Here is a 26,066-nt window from a genome sequence, read left to right on the forward strand (position 1 = left end):
AGGCAGCCCGATGGCCACCGAACTTGCACCCCCGCAGAATGCCGAAATTATCGAACGGCTGGGCCGACGCTATGACGCCGGCTTCATCACCGAGATCGAATCGGACTCGCTTCCGCCCGGCCTGGACGAGGACGTCATCCGTGCGTTGTCGGCCAAGAAGGACGAGCCGCAATGGATGACCGACTGGCGTCTTGAGGCGTACCGGCACTGGCTGAAGATGCCGATGCCGGAATGGGCGAAGTTGAAGGTCTCGCCGATCGATTTCCAGGCGTTGAGCTATTACTCCGCGCCCAAGGGCCCGAAGTACGCCTCGCTGGACGATGTGCCCAAGGAATTGCTCGACACCTACGACAAACTCGGCGTGCCGCTGCACGAGCGTGCCCGGCTGGCCGGCGTGGCGGTGGATGCGGTGTTCGATTCGGTCTCTGTCGGCACCACCTTCCGCAAGGAACTGGCCGAAAAGGGCGTGATCTTCTGCTCGATGTCCGAGGCGATCAAGGAACATCCGGAAATCGTCAAACAGTATCTGGGCAGTGTGGTGCCGGTCGGCGACAATTATTTCGCCGCGCTCAACTCGGCGGTCTTCTCCGATGGCAGCTTCGTGTTCATTCCTGCGGGCGTGCGTTGCCCGATGGAACTGAGCACCTATTTCCGCATCAACGCCGGCCATACCGGGCAGTTCGAGCGCACCCTGATCGTGTGCGAAGACAAGGCCTATGTGTCGTACCTGGAAGGCTGCACCGCGCCGATGCGCGACGAGAACCAGTTGCACGCGGCGGTGGTCGAGCTGGTGACGCTGGAAGATGCCGAGATCAAGTATTCGACCGTGCAGAACTGGTACCCGGGCGACGAGGAAGGCCGTGGCGGCATCTACAACTTTGTCACCAAGCGTGCCGAATGCCGTGGCGCGCGCAGCAAGGTCACCTGGACCCAGGTCGAAACCGGCTCGGCGATCACCTGGAAGTATCCCTCGTGCGTGCTGCTCGGCGACGACTCGGTGGGCGAGTTCCACTCGGTCGCGCTGACCCACCATCGCCAGCAGGCCGACACCGGCACCAAGATGATCCACATCGGCAAACGCACCAAGAGCAAGATCGTCAGCAAGGGCATCAGCGCCGGGCGCGGGCAGAACACCTATCGCGGCCTGGTCAAGGTCGACCGCAACGCCGACGGCGCGCGCAACTACACCCAGTGCGATTCGCTGCTGATCGGCAAGCAGTGCGGCGCGCATACCTTCCCCTACATCGAGGTGAAGAATCCCGGCGCCACCGTCGAGCACGAGGCCACCACCTCCAAGATCAGCGACGACCAGCTGTTCTATTGCCGCGCGCGCGGCATCAGCCAGGAAGACGCGGTGTCGCTGATCGTCGACGGCTTCTGCAAGCAGGTGTTCCGCGAACTGCCGATGGAGTTCGCGGTGGAAGCCAAGAAGCTGCTGGAAGTCTCGCTGGAGGGATCGGTCGGATGATCAGGCCTTTGCTTCTGCTGCTGGCCTCGGCGCTGCCGACGCTGGCCCTGGCGGCCGCGCCGGCGCCCGCCCCCAGTTGCTACGACGCCCCCAGCCAGGGCGCGCTGAATCAGTGCGCCGCGAACGAGTTCAAGGACGCCGACGCCCGCCTCAACCGGACCTGGAAGGCGATCCAGGCCAAGTACGCCGACAGCCCGTTGTTCCTGGCCAAGCTCAAGCTCGCCCAGCAGCGCTGGCTCGCGTTCCGCGACGCCGAGCTGGAGGCCCGGATGCCGCTCACCGCGCACGCCGATCCCACCGCCGAATACGGCTCGGTCTATCCGATGTGCGTCGGCCAGATCGAGGCCGAGCTGACCCTGCAGCGCGTGAAGCAGCTGCAGGCCTGGCTTGACGGCGTCGAGGAAGGCGAGATGTGCGCCGGTTCCATTAAAAATTCTGCGGAAGTGAAGTGACATGCTGACCATCGAAAACCTCCACGCCAGCATTGCCGGCAAAGATATCCTCAAGGGCTTGTCGCTGGACATCCAGCCGGGTCAGGTGCACGCCATCATGGGGCCCAATGGCGCAGGCAAATCCACGCTGGGCAATGTGCTGGCCGGGCGCGACGGTTATGACGTCAGCGCCGGCACCGTGCAGTTCGAAGGCAAGGACCTGCTCGACCTGTCGCCGGAAGAACGCGCGGCAGCCGGCCTGTTCCTGGCCTTCCAGTACCCGGTGGAAATCCCCGGTGTCAACAACACCTACTTCCTGCGCGCCGCCCTCAATGCGCAGCGCAAGGCGCGTGGCGAGGACGAGCTGGACTCGATGCAGTTCCTCAAGCTGGTGCGGCAGAAGCTGGCCGTGCTGCATCTGAAGGACGAGCTGCTGCATCGCGGCGTCAACGAAGGGTTCTCCGGTGGCGAAAAGAAGCGCAACGAGATCTTCCAGCTGGCCGTGCTCGAACCCAAGCTCGCCATCCTGGACGAGACCGATTCGGGCCTGGACATCGATGCGCTCAAGAGCGTGGCCGACGGCGTCAACGCGCTGCGCTCGCCGGAGCGTTCGTTCCTGGTGATCACCCACTATCAGCGCCTGCTCGACTACATCACCCCGGATGTGGTGCATGTGCTGGCCGAGGGGCGCATCGTGCAGAGCGGCGGCCCGGAACTGGCGCTGGAGCTGGAAAAGCACGGCTACCACTTCCTCAAGGACCGCGTGGTACCCGAGGCGGCTGCCTGATGAGCGCCCTGCTGGATTCCCTCGCCCGCGGCTTCAAGGGCAACGACGCGCGTCGGGTCGAACTCGATGCCGCGCTGCAGACCGGCCTGCCCGGTCCGCGCGCCGAAGCCTGGAAGTACACCTCGCTGCGGCAACTGGAGCGGCGCAGTTTCCAGCCCGCGCCGCTGGTGCCGACGTTGATCGATGCGGCGCTGCTGGACGAGATCCCATCGCCGCGGCTGGTGTTCGTCAACGGCCGCCCGTCCGACGCATTGAGCGAGCTGTCGACGCTGCCGGACGGCGTGCGGCTGGACACCTTGTCCGCGTCGCTTGCCGCAGGCGACGGTGCCCAGCAATTGCTTGGTCGCCGTTTCGAAGGCAGCGATGAAATCTTTGCGCGCCTCAATGCCGCGCTTGCCGACGAAGGCGTGCTGGTGCACGTGCAGGAAGGCGCGCAGATCGAGGCGCCGCTGCACCTGGTCTTTATCGGCGCGGCCGCCGAGCACGACCTGTCCTGGCATCACCGCCACCTGATCGAACTGCGCGCCGGCGCTGCGCTGAATGTGGTCGAGCATCACCTGCATGTCGGCGATGCCGCGCATCTGCACAACAGCCTGATGCATGTCCATCTGGCCCAGGATGCGGTGCTGTCGCATGCCCGCGTGCAGGCCGGCAGTGCGCACGCAACGGCGCTGCTGCGGACCGATGCGGTGCTGGCGCGCAATGCGCGCTACCAGCGCGTGGATCTGGAACTGGGTGCCCACCTGTCGCGCCACGAGCTCAACGTGCGCCTGGAAGGCAACAACGCCCAACTGATCGCCAATGGCGTGCTGCTCGGCAACGGCCGCCGCCATGTCGATACACGTCTGGGCATCGCGCACATCGCACGCGACACCACCTGCGAGCTGGTCTGGCGCGGCGTGGGCGCCGATCGCAGCCGAGTGGTCTTCCACGGCGGCATCAACATCCGTCCCGGTGCAGACGGCACCGATGCGCGACTGTCGAACAAGAATCTGCTGCTGTCGGCCAATGCCGAGATCGATACCCAGCCGGTGCTGGTGATCGATGCCGAGGAAGTACAGGCCGCGCATGGCGCAACCGTCGGTCAGCTCGACGACAACGCCTTGTTCTATCTGCGCTCGCGCGGTCTGCCGCAGGCCCAGGCGCAGCGCTTGTTGAGCGCCGCGTTCTGCCACGAGCCGCTGCGCGTACTGCCCGCAGCGCTGAGTGCGGTACTGGCGCTGCAGCTGGACCGCGCACTGACCTCGGCAGGCGTGGCATGAGCGCACCCGCCGTCACGCACCTCGCCGCGCCGGATTGGGAACGCGTGCGCTCGGATTTCCCGTTGTTGATGCGGCAGGTGCACGGCAAGCCGCTGATCTATTTCGACAACGCCAACACCGGGCAGAAGCCGCTGCAGGTCATCGCCGCGACCGACGAGTTCTATCGTCGTCAGAACGCCAATGTGAGCCGCGCGGTGCATGCGCTGGGCACCGAAGCCACCGACGCATTCGAGGGCGCGCGCAGCAAGCTTGCACGGTTTCTCAACGTACGCACCGACGAGCTGGTGCTGTGCAGCGGTACGACCTTTGCGATCAATCTGGTCGCCTATTCCTGGGCGCTGCCGCGCCTGGGTAGCGGCGATGTGATCCTGATCTCGCGCATGGAGCACCACGCCAACATCGTGCCGTGGCAGTTGGTGGCGCAACGCACCGGCGCCACCATTCGCGTGGCGGAAATCACGCCGGACGGCGCGCTGGATCTGGACGCCTTGCGCACGGCGATGACGCCGGAGGTCAAGCTGCTGGCGATCACGCATGTGTCCAACGTGCTGGGTACGGTCAATCCGGTGCGCGAGATCTGCCGCGAGGCGCGCAAGCGCGGCATCGTCACCGTGGTGGACGGTTCGCAGGCCGCGCCGCATCGGCGTATCGACGTGGCCGGCATCGGCTGCGATTTCTACGCCATCACCGGCCACAAGATGTGTGGGCCCACCGGTACCGGCGCGCTGTGGGCACGGCGCGAGCACCTGCAGGCGATGCCACCGTTTCTGGGCGGCGGCGAGATGATCAAGGAAGTCAGTTTCGAGGGCACCGTGTTCAACGATGCCCCGCACAAGTTCGAAGCCGGCACGCCCAACATCGCCGGTTTCATCGGCCTGGGCTCCGCAGTCGACTACCTGGAATCGATCGGGTTGGCGCATGTGGAAGCGCGCGAGGCCGAGCTGCTGGCGCATTTCACCGAGGAGCTGCAGCGCATCGACGGCCTGCGCATCTTCGGCACCACACCGGACAAGGCCGCCGTGGTGTCGTTCCTGATCGAAGGCGCGCATGCTCATGACTTGGCCACCCTGCTCGACCTGGAAGGGATCGCGATCCGCTCGGGTCAGCACTGCGCGCATCCGCTGCTGCAGTACTACGGCGTCGCCGCCACCTGCCGCGCCTCGCTGGCGTTCTACAACACGCATGACGAGATCGAGCGCTTTGTTGCTGCGTTGGTGAAGGTGCGTCGGTTGCTGGGTTGACGGCGGGGGATTGGAGATTCGGCATTGGGGATTCGGAAGACCCCTTCGCTACCCTGCAGCGCGTGCGCCAGACCTCCTTGCGTTGGCGCACGTGCCCATGGCAAGACTCAGCGCAACACCCCAATCCGGGCACCCGACACGGCGCAAGAAACAGCGTTCTTGCGCTTTTACGAATCCCAATCCCGACTCCCGCTAAACTGCACCCCATGCAGACCACCACCTTCCGAACCGCCACCGTCGACGACATCGACGCCCTTGTCTCGCTGGTGACCTCGGCCTATCGCGGTGATGTCAGTCGCGTTGGCTGGACCACCGAGGCCGACTTTCTGGACGGCGCGCGGATCGATCCTGCGGTGCTGCGCGAGGACCTGTTGCGCGATCGCAGCCTGGTGCTGCTGGTCGAGCAGGACGGGCGCCTGCTGGCCTGTGCGCATATCGCCGACGACCACGGTGCCGGCTACTTCGGCATGTTTGCGGTGGACCCCTCGCTACAGGGCGGCGGGCTGGGCAAGACGCTGCTGGCCGAGGCCGAGCGTATCGCCTACAGCGAGTGGCAGCTGCCGGTGATGCGGATGACGGTGATCGACATCCGCGACGAGCTGATTGCGTTTTACCAGCGGCGCGGCTATCGCCGCACCGGCATCACCAAACCGTTCCCGTATGGCGACGAGCGGTTCGGTGTGCCGCTGCGCCAGGACCTGCGCTTCGAGGTACTGGAAAAACCGCTCGGCGGCGCAGCGCTGTGAACCAGGCCTGGACCTTCGTCTGCGCCAGCGAGGCGCTGCTGCCCGGCGAGCTGCAGACCGTCTGGGACGAGGTGACCGATACCCCGATCGTGATCTTCAACCTCGACGGCGAGTTGTATGCGCTGGAAGACCGCTGTAGCCACGAAGACTATGAATTGTCGCCGGGCGCGTTCGACACCGCAGAAGGCAGCATCGAGTGCCTGCTGCACAGCGCGCGCTTCGACATCCGCGACGGCCGCCCGCTCTGTGCGCCGGCCTACACCGCGGTGCCCAAATTCCCGGTCAAGCGCGAACACGGCGGCATCTGGACCCGCGACGACCGCTGACAACCGCCGGATCCGTGCGTGACACGACACCCTTGAGCGGAGACCACCCGAGGCTCTGATCCGAAGTCTCGGCCCCGGCCGCACGCCCCCCCCTGGCATCTGCGGATCTGCAGCCTGCCTGAGAAGAGGCGCTGCGCCATCAACGAGCTCGACCAGCCCGATGGCGGCACGTGGGCATCTTGCCAGGGCGCATACATGCCAAGGTCCCTGCGACCTCAGATCGATGGCGCAAGGCCTGACGCTCCGGGCAGCGTGGTTGCCTCGATGTGTGGCGCCAGACGACAATCATTGCAAAGAAGAATGATTTTCATTTAAGATCTCAGCCCTTCAGGCCTTCTTAACAACTGGCCTGCCCTGCGATCCCATGCGCCCAATTCTGCTCGGCACTTCCTTCCTGACCTTGCCTCGTTTGCGCCCCGCTGCGCAGCGCCGGTGCGTGGCCGGAAACTGGTCGGGTCAATTGGCCGCCTCGGGCTAGCGGGCGCGCATTTTCCGATCTGCCTTCCCATCCGCATCCGCCGAGCCATCGCCAGGCAGGAGCCTCGCTTTCCTCTTCGAGACGCCTCATGACTCCCAGGATTTCCCCGCTCACCTCGGCCGTGCTGCTGACGCTGTCCGCTCCTGCCTTCGCCCAGCCTGGCGATGCGCCGGCACCTCCGGGCGCGGTCGATCTGGACGCCATCCGGGTGCAACAGGAACGCGCGCAGAAGCCATCCTCGCCCAAGTACACCGAGGTGCTGCGCGACACGCCGCAGACGATCACCGTGGTCACCAAGCAGACCATGGACCAGCAGAACCTGCTGTCGCTGCGCGACGTGCTCAGCACCCTGCCCGGCATCACCTTTGGCGCGGGCGAAGGCGGCGGCGGCTACGGCGACAGCATCAACCTGCGCGGCTTCACCGCCAGCAGCGACATCACCACCGATGGCGTGCGTGACAGCGCGCAATACAGCCGCAGCGACATCTTCAACCTGGAAGCGGTGGAACTGATCAACGGCGCCAATTCGGCGATGTCCGGCGCCGGCTCGGTCGGCGGCAACATCAATCTGGTCACCAAGACCGCCGGCCAGGGCGACTTCACCAATGTGGTGGTCGGCGGCGGCAGCGATCGCTATGGACGGCTGACCGCCGACAGCAATCACGACTTCGAGAACGGCACCGCCGTGCGCCTGAACGCGATGGGCCACACCCAGGACGTGCCGGGGCGTAACGAGGAATTCCGTCACCGCTGGGGCTTTGCGCCGTCGGTGGCGTTCGGCCTGGGCTCGGATACCCGCTTCACCCTGAGCTACCTGCACCAGCACGACAACAACCTGCCGCAGTACGGCGTGCCGTTCGCGCTCAGTCCGTTCAACGACGGCCCGCTGCCGGGCGTGGACCCGGAAACCTTCTTCGGTTACCGCAACACCTCGCGTCAGGAAATCGACGTGGACATGCTGACCGGCGTGCTGGAAATGGATTTCGACGACAACGTCAAACTGCGCAGTCTGGCGCGCGTGCAGCGCGTCGACCAGACCACCAACGCCACCGCACTGCAGGGCACCTGGTGCCTGCCCAACGGCACCGACCCGTACACCGGCCGCGCCTGCGTCGGCCAGCCAGCGGCGAGCTGGAATCCCAACAGCGGCCCGCGTGGCCTGGTCCGCGAGACGGAGAACTTCATCGCGCACAGCCAGACCGACCTGACCGCCACCCTGCACACCGGCGCCATCGAGCATCGCGTGGTCGCAGGCGTAGCCTTCAGCAAGGAAGACTTCGAACTCGATAGCGGCACCACCTTCCGCAATGCCGACGGCTCCGCCACCGGCATCACCTATCCGCTGCAGTCCTTCGACAATCCGTACAACATCTGGACCGGCCCGCAGAATTACGTCCGCACCGGGCGCAGCAAGGGCAGCCTGACCAATCAGGCGGTGTACCTGTTCGACACGCTGCAGTTCAACGAACACTGGATGCTCAACCTGGGCGGCCGCTACGAACACAACGAAGGCGACAGCACCACCTACACCGTCAACGCCGCCGGCAACGTCACCGGCGTGAGCGCGGGCTTCCCGGCCGGCAGCGAGGAGGACCTGTTCTCGTATCGCGCCGGCCTGGTATTCAAGCCGGTGGAGAACGCCAGCCTGTATCTGTCCTACGCCAACAGCAAGACGCCGTCCAAGGCCTCGGTCAACGGCTCGTGCACGCCGATCGCCACGGCCACCGCCGGCGCCAACTGCAATGTCGAGCCCGAAACGGCGGTCAACATCGAACTGGGCGGCAAGTGGGACGTGCTGGACCAGCGTCTGGCACTGACCGCTGCGCTGTTCCGCAACGAGCGCGAAAACTACAAGGTCAACAGCGGCGATCCGCTGATCCCCGAGCAGGTGCTGGACGGCAAGGCCCGCGTGGACGGCATCGCGCTTGGCGCCGCCGGTTACCTGACCGACCGCTGGTCGATCTTCGCCAACTACACCTTCCTGGACAGCGAAGTGCTGCAGAGCGTGTCCAACCGCACCGAGAGCCTCACCGGAGACCCGGTGGCCGGACGCGCGCTGGTGCAGACCCCGCGCAATGCCGGCAATATCTGGACCACCTATACGCTCAACCAGTGGACCTTCGGCTACGGCGTCACCTACCAGGGCGGTTTCTATCCCAACAACGCCTCGGCTGCGGCCTATCTCAAGACCGACGACTACTGGGTGCACCGCGCAATGGTCGGCCTGCGCGTCAACGACTGGCTCAGCCTGCAGTTGAACGTCAACAACCTGTTCGACGAGGAGTACTACACCAGCGTGCGCAACAACCTCACCGTCAATGCGGCCGGCACGGTCACTGCCGGCAATGGCTGGGCGCTTCCGGGCGAAGGCCGCTCGGCGGTGTTGAGCGCCACCTTCAGTTTCTGACCCACTGGCACGCCGTCCGCACAACGCGGGCGGCGTGGAGACCACCGCATGTTGCTGCCCATTCCCGATGTTCTCAGTCCCGCCCAGCTCGCCGAGCTGCGCGCGCGGCTGGACGCGGCCGACTGGGCGGACGGCCGCATCACCGCCGGCCATCAGTCGGCGCAGGCCAAGGACAACGCACAGCTGTCCGAAGCCAGCGCCACCGCACGCGAGGCCGGCGCGCTGGTGCTGGACGCGCTCTCGCGAAGCAGCACGTTCTTTTCGGCGGTATTGCCGCGGCGCATCTATCCGCCGCTGTTCAATCGCTATAGCGGCGGGCAATCGTTCGGCTATCACGTCGACAACGCGATCCGCTATGACCGCAGTCGCGGCGGCGCAGATCCCGTGCGTACCGATGTTTCGGCCACCTTGTTTCTCAGCGACCCGGACAGCTACGACGGCGGCGAGCTGGTGATCGAGGACACCTACGGTACGCAGTCGGTGAAGCTGCCGGCCGGGCACCTGGTGATCTATCCCGGCACCAGCCTGCATCGGGTGATGCCGGTAACCCGCGGCGCCCGTGTCGCCTGTTTCTTCTGGACCCAAAGCATGCTGCGCGACGATGCGCAGCGTCGCTTGCTGTTCGAACTGGATGTGTCGATCCGGCGGCTCACCCAGGACACCCCCGGCCATCCGTCGCTGATCCAGCTCACCGGCGTCTATCACAACCTGTTGCGGCAATGGGCCGATGTCTGAGCCCGCACTGGACCCGCCGCAGCTGATCGAGCTGCTGCACACGCAACCCGATCGCGCGGTCGCGCTGCTGCGCAGGGCCGCCGAGCGCCAGGATCTGGCAGCGCAACTGCTGCTCGCCCAGCTCTACGCCGAGGGCCGCGGCATCCCCGCCGATCCAGCCATGGCGATGCTGTGGTACGAGGTCGCCGCCAATGCCGGGCATCCGGAAGCGATGAACCAGCTGGGGCGCTGCCACGAACTGGGCTTCGGCACCGCGTGCAACGAGGTGCTGGCGGCGCTGTGGTACCGCCGCGCCGCCGAGCATGGGCTGGATTGGGGCATGTACAACCTCGCCCATCTGTATGGCTCGGGCCGGGGCGTGGCGCAGGACCACGCGCAGGCGTTGGCGCTGTATCGCACCGCCGCCGAGCGCGGGCATGCCAAATCGATGAACTTCGTGGCGCGCTATCTCGACCAGGGCCTCGCCTGCACTGCCGATCCGGTCGCCGCGCGCCACTGGTACCGCCGCTCTGCCGAGGCAGGCGATTTTCGCGGCCAGGCCGGTTACGCCACCTTGCTCGCAGACGCCGGCGACATCGACCAGGCCGAGCGATGGATGCGCCGTGCGATCGCCGGCGGGCATGCCGGCTTCCTGCAACAGCTCACCCCGTTGCTGGCGGGTGCAACGCAGCCACGTCTGCGCGGGTTGCTGAGCGAAGTGGCCGCGCGGCAATCGCACCTGCGGCCGTCGCCCGCAGCGGATGTGGCCTGAGCGCGCCATGGCGACCTCCAACGACACTCTTGCCACCACCCAGCAACGCCGCGGCTTCTGGCTGCGCATGCTGCATCAATGGCATTGGATCAGTTCGGCGCTGTGCCTGATCGGCATGCTGCTGTTCACCATCACCGGGCTGACCTTGAACCATGCCGGGCGCATCGAAGCCAGCCCCTCGACCGAACACCGCACGCTCACGCTGCCGCCGGCATTGCTCAAGTCCCTGGGCACCCGCGACGACGGCGATGCCCCGTTGCCGCCACGCGTGGCGCAGTGGCTGGGGCGTGAGCTGGATATCAGCATCGGTAACCGTGCTGGCGAATGGTCGGCCGACGAGGTGTATCTGGCGCTGCCGCGTCCTGGCGGCGATGCCTGGCTGAGCCTGGACCGCAGCACCGGCGCGATCGAATACGAGCGTACCGGGCGCGGTGCCATCGCCTATCTCAACGATCTGCACAAGGGACGCAATGCCGGGCCGGCCTGGGGCTGGTTCATCGACGTGTTCGCTATCGCCTGCCTGGTGTTCTGCATCACCGGGCTGTTCCTGCTGCATCTGCATGCGCGCCAGCGCCGCATGACCTGGCCACTGGTCGGCCTGGGTCTGCTGATTCCGTTGCTGCTCGCCCTGCTGTTGATCCACTGACTTTTTTCCTACCGGAGACGATCATGCGCGCCACCCTGACCATCGCCCTGAGCGGCCTGCTCGCCATGCCGGCGTACGCCGCCACGCTCGACATCAACGTCGAGATCCCCAAGCTCAACGTCGCCGAATATCACCGCCCGTACGTAGCGATCTGGCTGGAAGGTGCCGACCAGAAGGTCGCCGCCAATCTGGCGGTCTGGTATCAATCCAAGGACACCGCCGAAGGCCACGGTACCAAGTGGCTGCCGGATCTGCGCCAGTGGTGGCGCAAGAGCGGCCGCACGCTGGACGTGCCGGTCGACGGCGTCACCGGCCCCACCCGGCCTGCCGGCGCGCACGCGTTGTCGTTCACCGATACCAAGGGCGCGCTGAAGTCGCTGCCGGCCGGCCAGTACACGCTGGTGGTGGAAGCCGCGCGCGAAGTCGGTGGGCGCGAACTGGTCAAGGTGCCTTTCACCTGGCCGGCGACGTCTGCGCAGACCGCCAAGGCCAGCGGCAGCAGCGAGCTCGGCGCCGTCAGCCTGGTCGCAAAACCCTGAGCATTGCCTGCTGGTGGCGGCCGCGCGCAGCGTACGCGGCCGGCCGCGGCACAGGTGCGCAGTGCATCGCGTTGCCAGACACATATCGCTTCCCACGCATCCACCCAGCGCCATACCTGCGCGCTGATCAGACACGTGACCTACCGTCCTCATCGTCCTTCAAGGAGTTGTCATGAAACGTTCGCTCGTCCTGATCGCCATGCTCGCCGCATTGCCGGTCAGCGCACTCGCCCACAAGGCCTGGTTGCTGCCGTCGCAGACCGTCATCGCCGGTGAGGCGCCGTGGATCACCGTGGATGCAGCGGTGTCCAACGACCTGTTCTACTTCAACCACGTGCCGCTGCGCCTGGACAACCTCAGCATCACCGCGCCCGATGGCAGCGCGCTCAAGCCGGAAAATCTGGCCACCGGCAAGTACCGCAGCGTGTTCGATCTGCAGCTCACCCAGCCCGGCACCTACAGGCTGAGCATCGTCAACGCCGGCCTGTTCGCCAGCTGGAAGGAAGACGGCAAGCCAAAGCGCTGGCGCGGCGACGAAGCCCGCTTCGCCACCGAAGTGCCGAAGAACGCGCAGGACCTGCAGGTCTCGCAGTCCTTCAATCGGGTGGAAACCTTCGTCACCCGCGGTGCGCCGACCACCACGGTCTTCAAGCCCGCCGGCAAGGGCATCGAGTTGATTCCGATGACCCATCCCAACGATCTGGTTGCCGGCGAAGCGGCGCAGTTCACGCTGCAACTGGATGGCAAACCGGCGGCCGGGCTGGAGATCGAGATCGTGCGCGGCGGCACCCGCTATCGCGATGCGCAGAACGAGATCAAGCTCAAAACCGATGCCAAGGGCGGCTTCAGCGTGACCTGGCCGGAGCCGGGCATGTATTGGCTGGAAACCACCACCGAAGACACCAAGACCTCGCTGCCGCAGGCCAAGCAGCGCCGCCTGGGCTATGTCGTCACGCTGGAAGTGTTACCGCAGTAATCTGCCGGTGCGCGGCAGGAGCGCACGCAGCGTGCATCCTGCCGCCCCATCTTCATAAGATCCGTCCATGTCCGCATCGTCTTCCGCCGACCACGCCATCGCCACGCTCGGCGGCCGCAGCATGGGCACCACCTGGAGCGTGAAGCTGGTGGCGCCGCGCCGGCGCGATCTGCACCCCTTGCATGCGTGCATCCAGGCCGCGCTGGATCGCGTGGTCGCGCAGATGAGTACTTGGGAGGCCGATTCGGATATCAGCCGTTACAACCGTGCACCGGCAGGCAGCTGGCACCGTCTGCCCGACGAATTCCACACAGTGCTGACTGCAGCATTGGAGATTGCGCAGGCCAGCGAGGGGGCCTTCGACCCCACTGTCGGCCCGATGGTCGAGCTGTGGGGCTTCGGTGCTGCCGGCGCGCGCCAGCGCGTGCCGGCAGCGGACGCGATCGCGTTGGCGAGCCTGCGTTGTGGTTGGCAACGCCTGCGCCTGGATGGCATGCGGGTGCTGCAGCCGGGCGCGGTGGCACTGGATCTGTCCGGCATCGCCAAGGGCTTCGGTGTGGATTGCGTGCATCGGGCGTTACTGCACTCGGGTATCGACAGTGCATTGATCGAGATCGGCGGCGAATTGTTCGGTTACGGACGCAAGCCCGACGCCAGCGCGTGGCGCGTGCTGGTCGAATCCACCCCCGACGAAGACGCCGGCACCGCGCTGCCGGCACGTGTGCTGGCATTGGACGGCCTGGCGGTCGCCACCTCCGGCGATCGCTGGCACCGCTTCGATGCCGATGGCGCACGCTATACGCACACCTTCGACCCACGCACCGGCGCGCCCGTTCCGCATGCCCCCGCGGCGGTCACCGTCCTCGCATCCGATGCAATGCAGGCCGATGCCTGGGCCACCGCGATGACTGTGCTTGGCATTGATGCCGGTCTTGCCCATGCCCGCAGCGCAGAACTGGCCGTGCGATTTCTGGTGCGCAGGGACGGCATTCTGTTCGAATCCATGAGCCCTGCATTCGAACGCCACCTGTCCGCGTCATGATCACCGCCAACTCACGCGTGTGGCTCGGCAACGGGCTGGTACTGCTGGCGCTTGCCGCCATCGTCGGCTGGCTGGCCGGCCTGCATGACGGCACCTGGTGGAGCGTACCCACGCCGCATCGCTGGCAGCTGGCAGCGCTCGGCCTGGCACTGTATCTGGCCCTGTGCGCGGCCGTGCTGCTGCGGGCACGCAAACGCGGTGGCGCACACCATGCACACGCCAGCGGTGTGTTGATCGTCTGGGCAAGCCAGACCGGATTTGCGCGTGAGCTGGCGCAACGCAGCGTTGCCGCGCTGCAATCGGCAGGGGTCGCCGCACATGCGCTGCCGATCGAAGCCGTCGATAGCGATCAACTCGCACGCGTACCGCGGCTGCTGTGCATCGCCAGCACCACCGGCGAAGGCGATGCACCCGATCATGCGCAGGCGGCCGAGCGCGCCTGGCTGGCCGACGACGCGCATGATCTGGCTGCCGTGCGCTATGCCCTGCTGGCACTCGGCGATCGTGGTTATGCGCACTTCTGCGCGTTCGGACGGCGCCTTGACGATCGCCTGCAGGCGCGCGGCGCCACTCGCCTGTTCGAGCGCATCGAGGTCGATAACGCTGACCCGAACGCGCTGCAGCAATGGCAGCGTCTGCTGGCGGAACTGGCGCCCGCGCTCGCGACGCAACCCGACTGGGGCCTGCCGACCTATATCGCCTGGCAGCTACGCGAGCGTGTCCACGTCAATCCCGGTAGCGCGGGTGCGCCGGTCTACCGACTGCGCCTGACGCCATGCGATGGCGCCTTGCCGCACTGGAGCGCAGGCGATATCGCGGAGATCGCACCGCATAATGCGCCGGACGCGGTGGAGTCCTGGCTGCAGCGCAACCAACGCGATGGCGCGCAGCGAATCGACGGCCGCACCCTGCGCGACTGGCTCGGCGGTGCACAACTTCCCGTCGATGCCGATGCCGCTCTGGGTAGCGATGTGGGTGCCGGCGCCAGTCCTGTTTCCGCTTTTGGTTCCGATGCCGATGCCGGAGTCAAAATCGGCCAAGGTACGGATACGAGTACAGACACAGCCACAGCAACTACAGGTGGAAATTCAGCACTGGACGCAGAAGCACTGGTGCGCCGCCTGGCCGCCTTGCCCCATCGCGACTACTCGCTTGCCTCCATTCCCGAGGAAGGCCACGCCGAACTGCTGGTACGCGAGCATCGGCACGCCGACGGCAGCCTGGGGCTGGGTAGCGGCTGGCTCTGCGTCCACGCACCGATCGGCGCGGCCATAGCGCTGCGCCTGCGCAGCAACCCCGGCTTCCACCCGCCCGCACCCGACCAGCCGATGCTGCTAATCGGCAACGGCACCGGCATCGCCGGTCTGCGCGCGCATCTGCGTGCACGCATCGCAGCCGGTGCACGTCGCAACTGGCTGCTGTTCGGCGAACGCAATGCCGCGCACGACGCACTGTATGCCGACGAACTGCAGCAGTGGCTGCAGGACGGATGGATCGAGCGCCTGGATCTTGTCTACTCGCGCGACCAACCACAGCCGCCGCATTACGTTCAACACGCACTGGCGGCTGCCGCCGATCGCTTGCGTCGTTGGATCGATCAGGGCGCCTGCATCTACGTCTGCGGCAGCCTGCGCGGCATGGCGCCCGAGCTCGACCTTGCGCTGGATTCCATCCTCGGTGCCGGTGTCAGACAGGAACTGCTACGCAACGGGCGCTATCGTCGCGACGTGTACTGAACCATCTTGTGCGGCTGCCAGAGGGACCACAACGCGATTGCACAGACGCCAGCCGAGCGCGCCTGTTGCTGAAATCCGCAGCTTCCATGCATCAGGTAGCAGCGCGCCAACCGTAACGGCTGATCAGCCGTCACGGTTAGCGCGCAGCCACCTGCCCTTCCCGATGGTCCCAACCGTTGCCAGCTGCCGACAACCGCATGTGGCGTTGTGTCAGCCGCCGACGGCGAGGGAGAAAGCACATTGCCCCGAAGTGCATCGGAAAGCGTCCCCGTTATCGCCCAACCACCCCAGTTACGCTGCCAGATCGACCAGAGTGCTGGTTGCCGCGCTGCCGCCAATGCTGCGGTACTGCCCTACAGCCATCTGTACCAACGCTGCATACGCCTGCTGCGTGCCATCACTGCTGGATGCATCGGCGGACGACGGCGGGCGCGGCGGCGGATCGCGCGGCTGCATCGCCTCTTGCAGTTCCTGCAGACTCAGCGCTCGGCTCTTGTCGCTGTCAAGCAGGTCAAGCAGTTGCGTGCTCGATGCGCTGTCGCCATTGACAAGCGTGCTCAATTCACCGCTGCTGACACTCTCGTCGCCATCGCTGTCCAGGCCCGCGAACAACGACTGCACGTCCTGTCCTTGCTGACCCGGCGGAGGCGGCGGCGGCGGTAACGCCTGTGCCAGTTCGCTCTCGCTGACGGTGCCGCCACCATCTTGATCTAGCATGCTCAGCAGCCCATCGATGTCGATCTTGCCGTCCTCATTGCTACTGGACGACAACGCGGTCGACAGTTCCGACGCGGTCAGGCTGCCATCGCTATCGCTATCGATGGACTTGAACAATTGCGTCAGCGGATTGGCTTTTTCCGACTGCGCCGTGGATGCGGTGTTGCCGGTGGCCGCACTGCGGTTTGCATAGGACGTGTAGGCGGCATAGCCGGACCCGACCGAGCTGATGGTACTCATGGATTTCCCCCTGGAATTGCCGGAACCACTCCCGACGCTCGCACTGTTCCCGAGCCAGGTGGCACAGCGATGCCATCGTTTGTCTGCATTGACACGAATGCATCCGGGCACGTGCTGAGGGGCGCGACCTGCCGCGGATAAAGATGCAACGTCCTAGACCGGCCTTACCCGGATCGCCAGTAACTCGCCGCCGCCATCGAGCACGTAACGGGTACGCGAGGAGGCGCTCAGCCACGCGGTATCGCCCGCAGCCAACGGCGGCAAGCCACTATCGCGTCCAAAGCTGGCCTGGCCTGCAAGCAGATGGATTGCCCAGGCGCTGCCCGGATCGGCGAAGAACAGCATGGTGCCGACCAGCGGCCGATGCAGCAGTTCGGTCTGCACCAGGTCACGCCGCCACATCAGGTTGAAATCCCGAGTCGGCCCGTCGAGCAGCGTCGCATGTACCGTTTCTTCGCCTGCGAATCGGGCTCGCTGATACGGCGGCAGCAATTCGCAGCTGCGATGACTGCTGCCGGAAGCATCGGTACCGCCATCGGCGCCGGCGTCATTGCCGCCATGGTCAGCGCTACCGCCCTCATTGCCGCTATCGCTTTTGCTGCCACCGCCACCGCCACCGCCACCGCTAACAGCAGTGCCACCACCAATACCGGTCGCGGTGCCAGTACCGCTGGCGGCATCGCCAAACTGCAACCGCATGCCATTGCCGTGCAATAGCACTAGCTCGCGATCGATGCCCGGGAATGCGGAAAATGCGGCGTCCTGCTCGATCTCGGCGATCGACAGCCGCAGCGCCCAAGCGTCGACATGGCCGAGGCGCAGGATCTCGCGCGTCCAGCCCAGTCGATTGCGCCATCGCTCGCGCCGGTAGTCGGTGGCCGGAATCACCCGGCTGCTCAGGTCTGTCAGCTGCATTGGCGCATTGTGCCGCAAGCGTGGCGCCCAGGCCGTCTCGTATTGTGCATCGCGCCTGACGCTGAGCCTCAGGCGTGACGCCGAGCCTCGAACTTGATGGTGTGGCCAACACCTCACAAAGCGGCCGGTGCCTTGCGATATGACTGGCGCTTCCTGCTGAGACCGCCCTTCCTGCGGTCACCGCCGGTTGGGTGCGCGTAACCCAAGTGGCCCCAAAACGAAAAACGCCCGGCTGCACATCCAAGTGCAACACCGGGCGATTCCACGTCCTTGTCGGCTTCCAGCCATCCCCCGGACATCCTGTCCAGTTAGGTTGCGGCCACGCATCCTCGCGTCGAACCGTATCTCGGATCCCTTCCCCTCAACGCCGTCCCACCGGTTTCACCGCCGCCCCCTTGGCAGCCTTCTTGGCGGGAGCCATCGTGGCTCCTACTTCGATCAGGTCTCGATTCCGTTCGACCGTCTTGAGTCCGATGCCCTTGACCAGTGCCAGTTCCTCGGCACTTTTGAAGGGACCGTTCGCCTGACGGTGCTCGACGATTGCCTCGGCTTTTGATCGCCCGACGTTCGTCAGCACCTTGTCCAATTCCTCAGCAGACGCGGTGTTGATATCGACCTTGTCGAACGCATACGCATTCGAGGACAACAGCAACGCCAGTAGCAGGGACTTCAGGGCTACGGTAAATGACTTCATTGCAACGCTCCTTGTGGCTTGGGTGATGGTCCTAGCCAGCATTCCTGCCGGCGGAGCCAGTGTCCCGCGCCACATGCAGCAATCCTATCGCCAACGAACTTTTCACACAGCCGGTGAACTGCGCGCCGCCTTGTAGGGAAATACCTACCCCAAGGCGCGGAGGTAGAATGTGCCGTTACGTCACGTATTCGGAGTCTCCATGGACAGCGCCAAGATCGACCAATTCATCAGCGACACCTGGGACCGCGAAATCGTCCCGCAGTTGGTCGATTACATCCGTATTCCCAACAAATCGCCGATGTTCGATGCCGATTGGGTCGCGAATGGCTATATGGAACAGGCGGTCACCCTGATGGAAACCTGGGCGCGCGTGCAGGCGATCGAAGGCATGCAGGTCGAGGTGGTGCGCCTGGAGGGCCGCACGCCGTTGATCTTCATCGAGATCCCGGCAACCGGCGCCGAATCGGGCGACGACACCGTGCTGCTGTACGGCCACCTGGACAAGCAGCCGGAAATGACCGGCTGGGACGCCGACCTCGGCCCATGGGAGCCGGTGCTGCGCGACGACAAGCTGTACGGGCGCGGTGGCGCAGACGATGGCTATGCGATCTTCGGTTCGCTGGCGGCGGTACTGGCGCTGCGCACCCAGGGCCTGCCGCATGCGCGCTGCGTGGTGCTGATCGAGGCCTGCGAGGAATCCGGCAGCTACGACCTGCCGGCCTATGTCGACCATCTGGCCGCACGCATCGGCAAGCCATCGCTGGTGGTGTGCCTGGATTCGGGCTGCGGCAACTATGAGCAGTTGTGGTGCACCACCTCGCTGCGCGGGCTGACCGGCGGCAATCTGAGCGTGAAGGTACTGGAGGAAGGCGTGCACTCTGGCGACGCCTCCGGCGTGGTGCCGTCCAGCTTCCGCTTGCTGCGCCAGTTGCTGTCGCGGATCGAGGACGAAGTCAGCGGCCGCATCCTGCTGGACGGACTGCATGTGGAGGTGCCGGCCGAGCGTCTGACGCAGGCCAGGGCCGCGGCGGCGACGCTGGATACCGCCATCTTCGACAAGTTCCCGATGGTCGATGGCCTGGCGCCGATGCATGACGATCTCACCGAGCTGGTATTGAACCGCACCTGGCGCCCGGCGCTGTCGATCACCGGCGTGGCTGGCATGCCGCCGCTGGCTTCGGCCGGCAACGTACTGCGCACGCAGACCGCAGTGAAGCTGTCGCTGCGCCTGCCGCCGACCGCCGACGGCAAGGCCTGTGGCGAACTGCTCAAGGAAGCGCTGCTGCGCGATCCGCCCAACGGCGCCCAGGTAACGCTGGAGCTGGAGAAGGCATCGTCCGGCTGGAATGCGCCGGCGATGGCGCCGTGGCTGGAAAAGGCCATCGACGAGGCCAGCCTGGCGTTCTTCGACAAACCGGCGATGTACATGGGCGAAGGCGGCTCGATCCCGTTCATGGGCATGCTGGGCGAGAAGTTCCCGGGTGCGCAGTTCATGATCACCGGCGTGCTCGGCCCGCACTCCAATGCGCATGGCCCCAACGAGTTCCTGCACATCCCGATGGGCAAGCGGGTGACGGCCTGCGTGTCCAAGGTGATCGCCGAGCATCACGCCGCCTGCCTGCGCGGCGAGACCAGCGGCTCGCCGGTGGCGGCTGACAGTGGCACCCGTCATGGCGGGCATGGCTGCTGCTGATTGATCCCTGACCGCCCCGCGCATCATGGGGTGGTCAGGTGCTTTGTCATGCGCGGCGGCGCGCATGGATATGGTCCCAACGCCGTCGCGGCAGTCGGCACTGCACACGTGGTTGCCGCGGCGGCGAATGCTAGTCTGCCGATCCCTCTTCCCTCAGTGCCTGCGATGAACAATCTCTTCGGTAGCGACAGCTGGCTTTACATCATCCTGGTTGGCTTCGTGGTCGGGCTATTGGCCCGTTTCATCACGCCCGGCACCCAGCGGCTGGGTTGCCTGCTGACCATCGTGCTGGGCATCGCCGGTGCAGTGGTGGCCAGCTGGTTCGGCCGCTACATGGGCTGGTACCACGCCGGCGAACCGGCCGGTTTCCTCGGCGCATTGTTGGGTGCGATCGCGATCCTGGCACTGCTGCGCCTGTTCAGCGGCAGCAAGCGTTGATCGAACCGGCGTCGCTTTCGACCTGGCTACGCCTCACTCCCCGAGACAGCGCTCACCCATGACGTCATCGTTGCTTACCGATACCGCGCGCGATGCGCTCCGTCTGCAGTGGGCGCGGCATGTGTTAGATGACCTTGAGGTCACGCTGCAACGTGCCTCTGTCGATGCGGGATTTCGCAGTTACTGGCGTACGCAAGGACGCGGCGCGGATCGCATCCTGATGGATGCGCCACCTGCACTGGAAAACGTGGCGCCCTGGTTACGCATGCACGCCCTGCTCGGCACCCACGGCGTGCGCGTGCCACAGGTGCTTGCGCAGGATCTTGAAACGGGCTTCCTGCTGCTGGAAGACCTGGGCGTGCCGACCCTGGCGCAGATACTGACCGACGCCAATGCCGACGCGTTGCTGGATGCTGCGATCAGTCAGTTGCTATTGCTGCAACGCATTGCCCCGCCTCCCGACAGCGGCGTGTTCGGCGAGGCGCTGCTGCAACGCGATGCCGGCCTGTTCGAAGAATGGTTTCTCGGCCGCCACCTGGGCCTGCAGCTGGACTGCGGGCATGCCGAGCAGTTGCAGTTGGTGCAGCGCCGTTTGATGGACAACGCGCTGGCGCAGCCGCGCGTGTTCGCCCATCGCGATTTCATGCCGCGCAATCTGATGCCGGTCAGTGACGGGCTGGCAGTGCTGGATTTCCAGGATTGCGTGATCGGGCCGATCGCCTACGACCCGATCAGTCTGTTCAAGGACACCTCGGTGAGTTGGCCGCTTGCGCGCGTGGATGGCTGGCTGGAGCGCTACCACGCACGTGCCGCAGCAGCCGGTTTGCCGGTGCCGCCGCTGGCGCAATTCCTGCGCGATGCGGACTGGATGGGCGTGCAGCGGCACCTGAAGAATCTCGGCATCTTCTCGCGCCTGAACCATCGCGACGGCAAGCATTGGTATCTGGATAACGTGCCGCGTTTCATCGCCTATCTGGACGAGGTGTTGCCGCGTCATCCCGAGCTTGCGCCGCTGATCGGCCTGCTGGAAGACCTGGTCAAACCCGCCTTGGCGGCACGCTCCGCGCAGGCCGGGGCATGAAGGCGCTGATCTTCGCAGCCGGCTTCGGCGAACGCATGCGTCCGTTGACCGAGCGCACGCCCAAGCCGCTGTTGTCGGTCGGCGGCACGCCGCTGATTGTCTGGCATCTACGTAAGCTGGCCGCGCTGGGCGTGGACGAGGTGGTGATCAATACTTCATGGTTGGCCGACCAATTTCCTCATGTACTGGGCGATGGCGGCGCATTCGGGCTGCGGCTGACGTACTCCTTCGAGGGCGACAGCCCGCTGGAAACCGGCGGCGGCATGCTGCACGCGTTGCCGTTGCTGGGCGATGCCCCGTTCCTGCTGGTTAACGGCGATATCTGGACCGATTTCGATTTTGCGCGGCTGTCGGGTGCGCCGGCGGGACTGGCGCAGCTGGTGCTGGTCGATCAACCAGCCTATGCAGCACGCGCAGACTTTGCGTTGGATGCCGATGGCAAGGTGCGCGCAGATCTGCCCGCGACGCTGACCTACGCCGGCATCGGCATGTATCGACCGGCGTTGCTGGCCGATTGGCAATCGGTCATCGGCCAGCTCCCGGAGCCCGCCGGCACGGCGCCGCGCTTTGCGCTGGCGCCGATCCTGCGCGCGCAGATGGCCGCAGGCCTGATCGACGGCATCCACCATGCCGGGCGCTGGACCGATGTCGGCACGCCGCAGCGATTGGCGGAGCTGGATGCCCGGTTGCTGCGCGACGACGGCTGATCGCAGCCACGCCACTGCAAACGCCCGGCCCCATGTCATGCATTGCTCGAACCACGAACACCGACCATCTCGACGGGCCTTGCATCCAACCCGGTGCCCACCGCTCCTGCTGTAATCCATGCGCACCGCCATCCCGACAGGTCCTTGCCTGCCCACCGTCGCGGGACCTTACGCGGCATGGATGCCGCGTAAGAGCCTACATGGACGTACTTGCGGCGTGTCCTGCGATGGTGGGCGGGCAAGGGCCTTGCAGACAACCCACAGATCTGGAGCTCTGCAGTTCTGCAGCCGATCTATCGCACTGTCTGGGCCACTCGAGACAAACGTGGAGACGTGGACCGTGGCGGTGCTTAGTTGCGGTCCGACATTTGAACCAACGGTTTGGTTGGTCGAGGGCGCGATGCCCTCACCACTTCCGGGACACGCCGTGAATCCGTCCGTGGAGGCTCCTTGGCGGCATCCATGCCGCCAAGGGTCCCGCAACCGGTGAGGACATCACGCCTGCCAGGTTGGTCGTGCGCTGTTGGAACTGCACAAGCGAGATGACTTACAGTAAGCCAGATGACTTAACGTAGCGGCATAGTCGCTTGCATGCATGGATGCACGGCTATGTAACGACATGGGCAATCCCGATTGCCTCTCTGCGCGCATTCGGCGGAAAGCGTCGCTGCAATCAGATCACGTCAGTCAGATCACACAAAGTCCATGGAACTACCGCTGACCTAACTCGCCGACCGCCGCTCCTGCTGTGATCCATGCACACCGACCATCCCGACGGGTCCTTGCCCGCCCACCGTCGCGGGACCTTACGCGGCATGGACGCCGCGTAAGAGCCTACATGGACGTACTTGCGGCGTGTCCTGCGATGGTGGGCGGGCAAGGGCCTTGCAGCAGCGCCACAGACCATCTGCTCTAAAAGCTTTAGGCGTTGTGCCTCGAGTGCCTGGACACTGCGATAGATGCAGATGGGAAGCGCAAAGCAGCCCGTGCCTGTCTAGCGGTGAGCGGGGTAATTCCGTCAGCTGCTCGACGAGCCGCGATCCTCCAGCACCCGCCGCAGAAACGGCACGGTGATGCGGCGCTTGGCAGCGAGCGACTCGCGATCCAGCCGGTCCAGCAATGCCACCAGTCCGGCCAGTTCACGCTCGCTGTGGGTCAGCAGCCAGTCGATTGCCGCTTCGTCCAATGCCAGCCCGCGCCGTTGCGCACGATCGCGCAATACCGCCGCGCGCCCCGCGTCGTCGAGCACGGGCAGGCTGACGCGGATGCACTGCGACAGCCGCGAGCGCAGATCCGGCAACACCAATGCCAGGCCATCGGGCATGTGTCGTGCGGTGTACAGCAAGGTGGTGCCGGCAGCACGCGCGCGGTTGTGGAAATCGAACAGCGCCACCTCGTCGTCGCGCTGTCCGGCGACAATCTCCACGCCATCCAGTGCGACCAGGCTGCGCCCTTCCAGCGCCTCGAGCGCATCGCGCAACCGGCCAGTGGCGGCATGCAGAGGCAGGTACGCCGGGGCACGCCCGGCCTGCTCGGCGGCCGCGCACAACGACAACGCCAGATGCGTCTTGCCGGTGCCGGCGGGGCCGGCCAGATACAGCCAGTCGTTCACCTGCCCGATCGCCAACGCCTGCAGTTGCGACAGCAGGCCGTCAGGCGGGGCGATGTAACTATCGAATCGCTGATCGGGCGGCGCGCGTAGCGCCAGTGGCAACTGCGGAACGCTCACAACCGATCCGTGTCCTTGCTCGGGTCGATGACCACGCTGCGCTCGTTGGTGGACTGCAGCACGATACCGGCGCGTTCGCCCGCATACAGATCGCTGCGCGTGTACTGCTCATGCGCATAGCGCAGCAGCACATTGGCCACCGCCGCCACCGGCAACGCCAGCAGCATGCCCAGGAAGCCGAACAACTGGCCGCCCGCCATCACCGCGAAGATCACCGCCACCGGATGCAGGCCGATCTTGTCGCCGACGATGCGCGGCGTCAGTACATAGCTTTCCAGCAACTGGCCGACGGTGAACACCACCCCGACGCCGATCAGCAGCTTCAGGTCGAAACCCTGCGCCTGCACCACCGCCGCCAGCAGGGCGAGCACGATGCCGGTGGTGGCGCCCAGATACGGAATGAAGCTGATCAGGCCGGCGATGATGCCGATCAACAGGCCCAGATTGAGCCCGATGATGGACAGCCCGGCGGCGTAGATCGCCCCCAGCGCCAGCATCACCAGGAACTGGCCGCGGATGAAGCCACCCAGCACGTCGTTGGATTCCTGTGCCAGCCGGCTCACGGTGCCGATGTAGGCGCGCGGAATGACTGCAGCCACACGCTCGACCAGGCGGTCCCAGTCGCGCAGGAAGTAGAACGCCAGGATCGGCAGCAACGCCAGGTTGATCACCCAGGTCACCATCGCAAAGCCCGACCGCTGCACATAGCCGAAGAAGGTCTTGGCGGCGCCGCCGGCCTGTTCCCAGTGGCTGCGGATCCAGTCGATCAGACGCTCCGGGTCCAGCCAGCCCATCAGCTCCACGCCGGTCTTGGCTTCCAGCCACGGGATGGCGGTACTGATCGCCCAGGCACGCATCTGCGGCAGCGCATCGATCAGCGTCATGATCTGGCGCTCGATCATCGGCACCAGAATCATCAGCGCCAGCACGAACAGCAGCAGCGCCAGCACGAACACCAGCACCACCGCGATGTTGCGCGAGCGGCCGGCGCGCTCGATGCGGTCCACCAACGGGTCGCCCAGCCAGGCCAGCAACAGCGCCAGCACGAACGGCGTCAGGATCGGCGACAGCAGCGATACCACCCACAACACGCCGACAGTCAGCGCCACCCATTTCAGGCGACGCAGAAACAGGGCGATTTCGGCTTCGGGAGTCAAAGTCATTTCAGGCGGTACTCGGCGTGCTCGTTTTCGAGAATGATCGGGCCCTCGGTCGGCACCGAAACGGGTACCAATGGGCTGTTGTCGCCGAGCATACGGTTGAGACCGGAAATACCCGTGAGCAATTCCAGATCCACTTCCATGCGGTCGCCGTTGGCGCTGATTGGGCGGATGCTGCGCACCACCGAGACACCCTGCAGCGCGGCAGAGACGCGCAGGTAATCGTCGGCGCTGCCGATGCCGGTGATCACCGCGCGGTAGACCCCGGGCACACCCGAATCCACGCGCTTGGCGTAACGCTTGACCAGCGCATCGGCCGCGCCGTCGGCACCGGCAGCCATCGCGCGACGCGCGTCGCCGTCGCTGCTGGTCCAGCTGGACAGCACGTTGCCGTTGTCGACGAACACCCAATCGGCGGTCCAGCCGGCGTCATTGCGGTAGAGCTTGCCGATCAACTGCATCGGCGGGCTGTACTTGGCTGAGGCGCGCGCCACTGCGGCGGTGTCCTTGCGCCAGATCGCGCCGGCCAGCACCTGCTCGGCGGCGGCACCGCCGGGCAGGCCGAGCCGGTAGCCGCGCTCGATTGCCCGGTCCAGCACGCTGCGCGCGGCATTGGCCTGCGCCACACCGACCAGGCGCGGGCCGCTGCCGTCGTCGATGGCCAGCCACAGCACCGGCTTGGGCCGCGGCAGCGGCCACACCGGCAGGCCCAGCGCGGCGATCAGGCCATCCACGTCCGATTGCCGGAAGCGTGCCACCAGCACGGTGCGGAAGGTCGGCGCTCCGGTGCGCGAGGTGCCCTGGTCCTGACGGTAATCGTAGTTTTCGACATAGCCCGGCGCGCCGCGCAAGGCCTGCGAGACGCCGGGGCGGCTCATCACGCCGCGGTCGCCGGAGACCTTGCCCAGCACCGCGCCAAGCGCGCGCGCCAACGCACCGGGGCGATCGGACTCGCTCTGGCTGTTGACCGGCACATCGGCCTCGTAGGCACTTTGCGCCTTGGCGACGTCGCCTTCGGTGCGTAGATCGGCCTGCGCAAAGGCCGGCGCGAGGGGCATGGCGACCACGAGGGCGAGAAAGAAAGCGAGACTGCGGCGCATCGACGGTTCCATGACTTAAGC

At 65.8% G+C, this 26,066-nt stretch carries 25 protein-coding genes; 19 read left to right on the forward strand and 6 right to left on the reverse strand.

Annotation, left to right across the window (positions count from 1 at the left end; all coding sequences use genetic code 11):
- Positions 1 to 10 precede the first annotated feature (10 nt).
- The 15 genes from sufB to XarjCFBP7645_RS01200 all read left to right on the forward strand — a co-directional run bounded on the left by sufB (position 11) and on the right by XarjCFBP7645_RS01200 (position 15,571).
- Positions 11 to 1,468: a Fe-S cluster assembly protein SufB gene (gene sufB, locus XarjCFBP7645_RS01130; protein ID WP_102584994.1), complete on the forward strand. Its 1,458-nt coding sequence runs from the start codon at positions 11 to 13 to the stop codon at positions 1,466 to 1,468.
- A complete protein-coding gene (locus XarjCFBP7645_RS01135) occupies positions 1,465 to 1,920 on the forward strand; it encodes a lysozyme inhibitor LprI family protein (protein WP_104535923.1) in 456 nt (151 codons plus the stop codon). Before sufB ends, XarjCFBP7645_RS01135 begins: the two co-directional genes overlap by 4 nt.
- Before the next feature lies 1 nt (position 1,921).
- Complete coding sequence (sufC, locus tag XarjCFBP7645_RS01140; RefSeq protein ID WP_104535924.1) at positions 1,922 to 2,686, forward strand: Fe-S cluster assembly ATPase SufC; 765 nt, start codon at positions 1,922 to 1,924, stop codon at positions 2,684 to 2,686.
- A complete protein-coding gene (gene sufD / locus XarjCFBP7645_RS01145) occupies positions 2,686 to 3,948 on the forward strand; it encodes a Fe-S cluster assembly protein SufD (protein WP_104535925.1) in 1,263 nt (420 codons plus the stop codon). The genes sufC and sufD overlap by 1 nt, the downstream gene beginning before the upstream one ends.
- Positions 3,945 to 5,189, forward strand: coding sequence for a cysteine desulfurase (locus tag XarjCFBP7645_RS01150; RefSeq protein WP_104535926.1), 1,245 nt, complete (start codon positions 3,945 to 3,947; stop codon positions 5,187 to 5,189). The genes sufD and XarjCFBP7645_RS01150 overlap by 4 nt, the downstream gene beginning before the upstream one ends.
- A gap of 206 nt (positions 5,190 to 5,395) precedes the next feature.
- A complete protein-coding gene (locus tag XarjCFBP7645_RS01155; protein WP_104535927.1) occupies positions 5,396 to 5,935 on the forward strand; it encodes a GNAT family N-acetyltransferase in 540 nt (179 codons plus the stop codon).
- Positions 5,932 to 6,261 (forward strand): non-heme iron oxygenase ferredoxin subunit, encoded by a 330-nt coding sequence (locus tag XarjCFBP7645_RS01160; RefSeq protein WP_047129065.1) that lies wholly within the window; start codon positions 5,932 to 5,934, stop codon positions 6,259 to 6,261. The genes XarjCFBP7645_RS01155 and XarjCFBP7645_RS01160 overlap by 4 nt, the downstream gene beginning before the upstream one ends.
- Before the next feature lie 566 nt (positions 6,262 to 6,827).
- Positions 6,828 to 9,146, forward strand: coding sequence for a TonB-dependent receptor (locus XarjCFBP7645_RS01165; protein WP_104535928.1), 2,319 nt, complete (start codon positions 6,828 to 6,830; stop codon positions 9,144 to 9,146).
- A gap of 48 nt (positions 9,147 to 9,194) precedes the next feature.
- On the forward strand, positions 9,195 to 9,881 hold the full coding sequence (locus tag XarjCFBP7645_RS01170; protein ID WP_104535929.1) for a Fe2+-dependent dioxygenase: 687 nt from the start codon (positions 9,195 to 9,197) through the stop codon (positions 9,879 to 9,881).
- A complete protein-coding gene (locus tag XarjCFBP7645_RS01175) occupies positions 9,874 to 10,632 on the forward strand; it encodes a tetratricopeptide repeat protein (protein WP_104535930.1) in 759 nt (252 codons plus the stop codon). Before XarjCFBP7645_RS01170 ends, XarjCFBP7645_RS01175 begins: the two co-directional genes overlap by 8 nt.
- A gap of 7 nt (positions 10,633 to 10,639) precedes the next feature.
- On the forward strand, positions 10,640 to 11,278 hold the full coding sequence (locus XarjCFBP7645_RS01180; protein WP_104535931.1) for a PepSY-associated TM helix domain-containing protein: 639 nt from the start codon (positions 10,640 to 10,642) through the stop codon (positions 11,276 to 11,278).
- 23 nt (positions 11,279 to 11,301) lie between these two features.
- Positions 11,302 to 11,817, forward strand: coding sequence for a DUF2271 domain-containing protein (locus XarjCFBP7645_RS01185; protein WP_104535932.1), 516 nt, complete (start codon positions 11,302 to 11,304; stop codon positions 11,815 to 11,817).
- Between the two features lie 172 nt (positions 11,818 to 11,989).
- Positions 11,990 to 12,793 (forward strand): DUF4198 domain-containing protein, encoded by an 804-nt coding sequence (locus XarjCFBP7645_RS01190; RefSeq protein ID WP_104535933.1) that lies wholly within the window; start codon positions 11,990 to 11,992, stop codon positions 12,791 to 12,793.
- A 67-nt stretch (positions 12,794 to 12,860) separates the two neighbouring features.
- Complete coding sequence (locus XarjCFBP7645_RS01195; protein WP_104535934.1) at positions 12,861 to 13,835, forward strand: FAD:protein FMN transferase; 975 nt, start codon at positions 12,861 to 12,863, stop codon at positions 13,833 to 13,835.
- On the forward strand, positions 13,832 to 15,571 hold the full coding sequence (locus XarjCFBP7645_RS01200; RefSeq protein WP_104535935.1) for a flavodoxin domain-containing protein: 1,740 nt from the start codon (positions 13,832 to 13,834) through the stop codon (positions 15,569 to 15,571). The genes XarjCFBP7645_RS01195 and XarjCFBP7645_RS01200 overlap by 4 nt, the downstream gene beginning before the upstream one ends.
- Before the next feature lie 291 nt (positions 15,572 to 15,862).
- On the opposite strand, the gene xopAW is transcribed toward XarjCFBP7645_RS01200, so the two are convergent.
- From xopAW to XarjCFBP7645_RS01215, 3 genes are all read right to left on the reverse strand, one after another.
- On the reverse strand, positions 15,863 to 16,528 hold the full coding sequence (xopAW, locus tag XarjCFBP7645_RS01205) for an EF-hand domain-containing protein (RefSeq protein ID WP_104535936.1): 666 nt from the start codon (positions 16,526 to 16,528) through the stop codon (positions 15,863 to 15,865).
- A 153-nt stretch (positions 16,529 to 16,681) separates the two neighbouring features.
- The gene (locus XarjCFBP7645_RS01210) at positions 16,682 to 17,443 is read right to left on the reverse strand and encodes a HutD/Ves family protein (RefSeq protein ID WP_104535937.1); all 762 of its coding nucleotides are present in this window, start codon (positions 17,441 to 17,443) and stop codon (positions 16,682 to 16,684) included.
- A 361-nt stretch (positions 17,444 to 17,804) separates the two neighbouring features.
- Positions 17,805 to 18,179 carry a ComEA family DNA-binding protein gene (locus tag XarjCFBP7645_RS01215; RefSeq protein ID WP_308685772.1) on the reverse strand — a complete coding sequence of 125 codons (375 nt, stop codon included), beginning with the start codon at positions 18,177 to 18,179 and terminating at the stop codon, positions 17,805 to 17,807.
- 157 nt (positions 18,180 to 18,336) lie between these two features.
- Between XarjCFBP7645_RS01215 and XarjCFBP7645_RS01220 the strand changes: the two genes are divergently transcribed.
- From XarjCFBP7645_RS01220 to murU, 4 genes are all read left to right on the forward strand, one after another.
- The gene (locus XarjCFBP7645_RS01220) at positions 18,337 to 19,830 is read left to right on the forward strand and encodes a M20 family metallopeptidase (RefSeq protein ID WP_104535938.1); all 1,494 of its coding nucleotides are present in this window, start codon (positions 18,337 to 18,339) and stop codon (positions 19,828 to 19,830) included.
- 165 nt (positions 19,831 to 19,995) lie between these two features.
- The gene (locus XarjCFBP7645_RS01225; RefSeq protein WP_006452367.1) at positions 19,996 to 20,268 is read left to right on the forward strand and encodes a GlsB/YeaQ/YmgE family stress response membrane protein; all 273 of its coding nucleotides are present in this window, start codon (positions 19,996 to 19,998) and stop codon (positions 20,266 to 20,268) included.
- A gap of 58 nt (positions 20,269 to 20,326) precedes the next feature.
- Entirely contained in the window at positions 20,327 to 21,349 is a 1,023-nt protein-coding gene (locus XarjCFBP7645_RS01230) for an aminoglycoside phosphotransferase family protein (RefSeq protein ID WP_104535939.1), read from the forward strand.
- The gene (gene murU / locus XarjCFBP7645_RS01235) at positions 21,346 to 22,056 is read left to right on the forward strand and encodes an N-acetylmuramate alpha-1-phosphate uridylyltransferase MurU (RefSeq protein WP_104535940.1); all 711 of its coding nucleotides are present in this window, start codon (positions 21,346 to 21,348) and stop codon (positions 22,054 to 22,056) included. The genes XarjCFBP7645_RS01230 and murU overlap by 4 nt, the downstream gene beginning before the upstream one ends.
- 1,018 nt (positions 22,057 to 23,074) lie before the next feature.
- On the opposite strand, the gene hda is transcribed toward murU, so the two are convergent.
- The 3 genes from hda to XarjCFBP7645_RS01255 are packed head-to-tail and all read right to left on the reverse strand — an operon-like array spanning position 23,075 to position 26,057.
- The gene (gene hda / locus XarjCFBP7645_RS01245; protein WP_104535941.1) at positions 23,075 to 23,785 is read right to left on the reverse strand and encodes a DnaA regulatory inactivator Hda; all 711 of its coding nucleotides are present in this window, start codon (positions 23,783 to 23,785) and stop codon (positions 23,075 to 23,077) included.
- Complete coding sequence (locus tag XarjCFBP7645_RS01250; RefSeq protein WP_104535942.1) at positions 23,782 to 24,948, reverse strand: AI-2E family transporter; 1,167 nt, start codon at positions 24,946 to 24,948, stop codon at positions 23,782 to 23,784. The genes hda and XarjCFBP7645_RS01250 overlap by 4 nt, the downstream gene beginning before the upstream one ends.
- On the reverse strand, positions 24,945 to 26,057 hold the full coding sequence (locus tag XarjCFBP7645_RS01255; RefSeq protein WP_104535943.1) for a DUF2066 domain-containing protein: 1,113 nt from the start codon (positions 26,055 to 26,057) through the stop codon (positions 24,945 to 24,947). The genes XarjCFBP7645_RS01250 and XarjCFBP7645_RS01255 overlap by 4 nt, the downstream gene beginning before the upstream one ends.
- Between the last annotated feature and the right edge of the window lie 9 nt (positions 26,058 to 26,066).

The organism is Xanthomonas arboricola (genome assembly GCF_002940665.1).
In the GTDB taxonomy this organism is placed as follows: Bacteria; Pseudomonadota; Gammaproteobacteria; order Xanthomonadales; family Xanthomonadaceae; genus Xanthomonas; species Xanthomonas arboricola_B.

Excerpts from the sequence above, each read along its gene's own strand:
- sufB (WP_102584994.1), top strand. The coding sequence starts at position 11 with ATGGCCACCGAACTTGCACCCCCGCAGAATGCCGAAATTATCGAACGG.
- XarjCFBP7645_RS01135 (WP_104535923.1), top strand. The coding sequence starts at position 1,465 with ATGATCAGGCCTTTGCTTCTGCTGCTGGCCTCGGCGCTGCCGACGCTG.
- sufC (WP_104535924.1), top strand. The coding sequence starts at position 1,922 with ATGCTGACCATCGAAAACCTCCACGCCAGCATTGCCGGCAAAGATATC.
- sufD (WP_104535925.1), top strand. The coding sequence starts at position 2,686 with ATGAGCGCCCTGCTGGATTCCCTCGCCCGCGGCTTCAAGGGCAACGAC.
- XarjCFBP7645_RS01150 (WP_104535926.1), top strand. The coding sequence starts at position 3,945 with ATGAGCGCACCCGCCGTCACGCACCTCGCCGCGCCGGATTGGGAACGC.
- XarjCFBP7645_RS01155 (WP_104535927.1), top strand. The coding sequence starts at position 5,396 with ATGCAGACCACCACCTTCCGAACCGCCACCGTCGACGACATCGACGCC.
- XarjCFBP7645_RS01165 (WP_104535928.1), top strand. The coding sequence starts at position 6,828 with ATGACTCCCAGGATTTCCCCGCTCACCTCGGCCGTGCTGCTGACGCTG.
- XarjCFBP7645_RS01170 (WP_104535929.1), top strand. The coding sequence starts at position 9,195 with ATGTTGCTGCCCATTCCCGATGTTCTCAGTCCCGCCCAGCTCGCCGAG.
- XarjCFBP7645_RS01175 (WP_104535930.1), top strand. The coding sequence starts at position 9,874 with ATGTCTGAGCCCGCACTGGACCCGCCGCAGCTGATCGAGCTGCTGCAC.
- XarjCFBP7645_RS01180 (WP_104535931.1), top strand. The coding sequence starts at position 10,640 with ATGGCGACCTCCAACGACACTCTTGCCACCACCCAGCAACGCCGCGGC.
- XarjCFBP7645_RS01185 (WP_104535932.1), top strand. The coding sequence starts at position 11,302 with ATGCGCGCCACCCTGACCATCGCCCTGAGCGGCCTGCTCGCCATGCCG.
- XarjCFBP7645_RS01190 (WP_104535933.1), top strand. The coding sequence starts at position 11,990 with ATGAAACGTTCGCTCGTCCTGATCGCCATGCTCGCCGCATTGCCGGTC.
- XarjCFBP7645_RS01195 (WP_104535934.1), top strand. The coding sequence starts at position 12,861 with ATGTCCGCATCGTCTTCCGCCGACCACGCCATCGCCACGCTCGGCGGC.
- XarjCFBP7645_RS01200 (WP_104535935.1), top strand. The coding sequence starts at position 13,832 with ATGATCACCGCCAACTCACGCGTGTGGCTCGGCAACGGGCTGGTACTG.
- xopAW (WP_104535936.1), bottom strand. The coding sequence starts at position 16,528 with ATGAGTACCATCAGCTCGGTCGGGTCCGGCTATGCCGCCTACACGTCC.
- XarjCFBP7645_RS01210 (WP_104535937.1), bottom strand. The coding sequence starts at position 17,443 with ATGCAGCTGACAGACCTGAGCAGCCGGGTGATTCCGGCCACCGACTAC.
- XarjCFBP7645_RS01215 (WP_308685772.1), bottom strand. The coding sequence starts at position 18,179 with ATGCTGGCTAGGACCATCACCCAAGCCACAAGGAGCGTTGCAATGAAG.
- XarjCFBP7645_RS01220 (WP_104535938.1), top strand. The coding sequence starts at position 18,337 with ATGGACAGCGCCAAGATCGACCAATTCATCAGCGACACCTGGGACCGC.
- XarjCFBP7645_RS01225 (WP_006452367.1), top strand. The coding sequence starts at position 19,996 with ATGAACAATCTCTTCGGTAGCGACAGCTGGCTTTACATCATCCTGGTT.
- XarjCFBP7645_RS01230 (WP_104535939.1), top strand. The coding sequence starts at position 20,327 with ATGACGTCATCGTTGCTTACCGATACCGCGCGCGATGCGCTCCGTCTG.
- murU (WP_104535940.1), top strand. The coding sequence starts at position 21,346 with ATGAAGGCGCTGATCTTCGCAGCCGGCTTCGGCGAACGCATGCGTCCG.
- XarjCFBP7645_RS01250 (WP_104535942.1), bottom strand. The coding sequence starts at position 24,948 with ATGACTTTGACTCCCGAAGCCGAAATCGCCCTGTTTCTGCGTCGCCTG.
- XarjCFBP7645_RS01255 (WP_104535943.1), bottom strand. The coding sequence starts at position 26,057 with ATGGAACCGTCGATGCGCCGCAGTCTCGCTTTCTTTCTCGCCCTCGTG.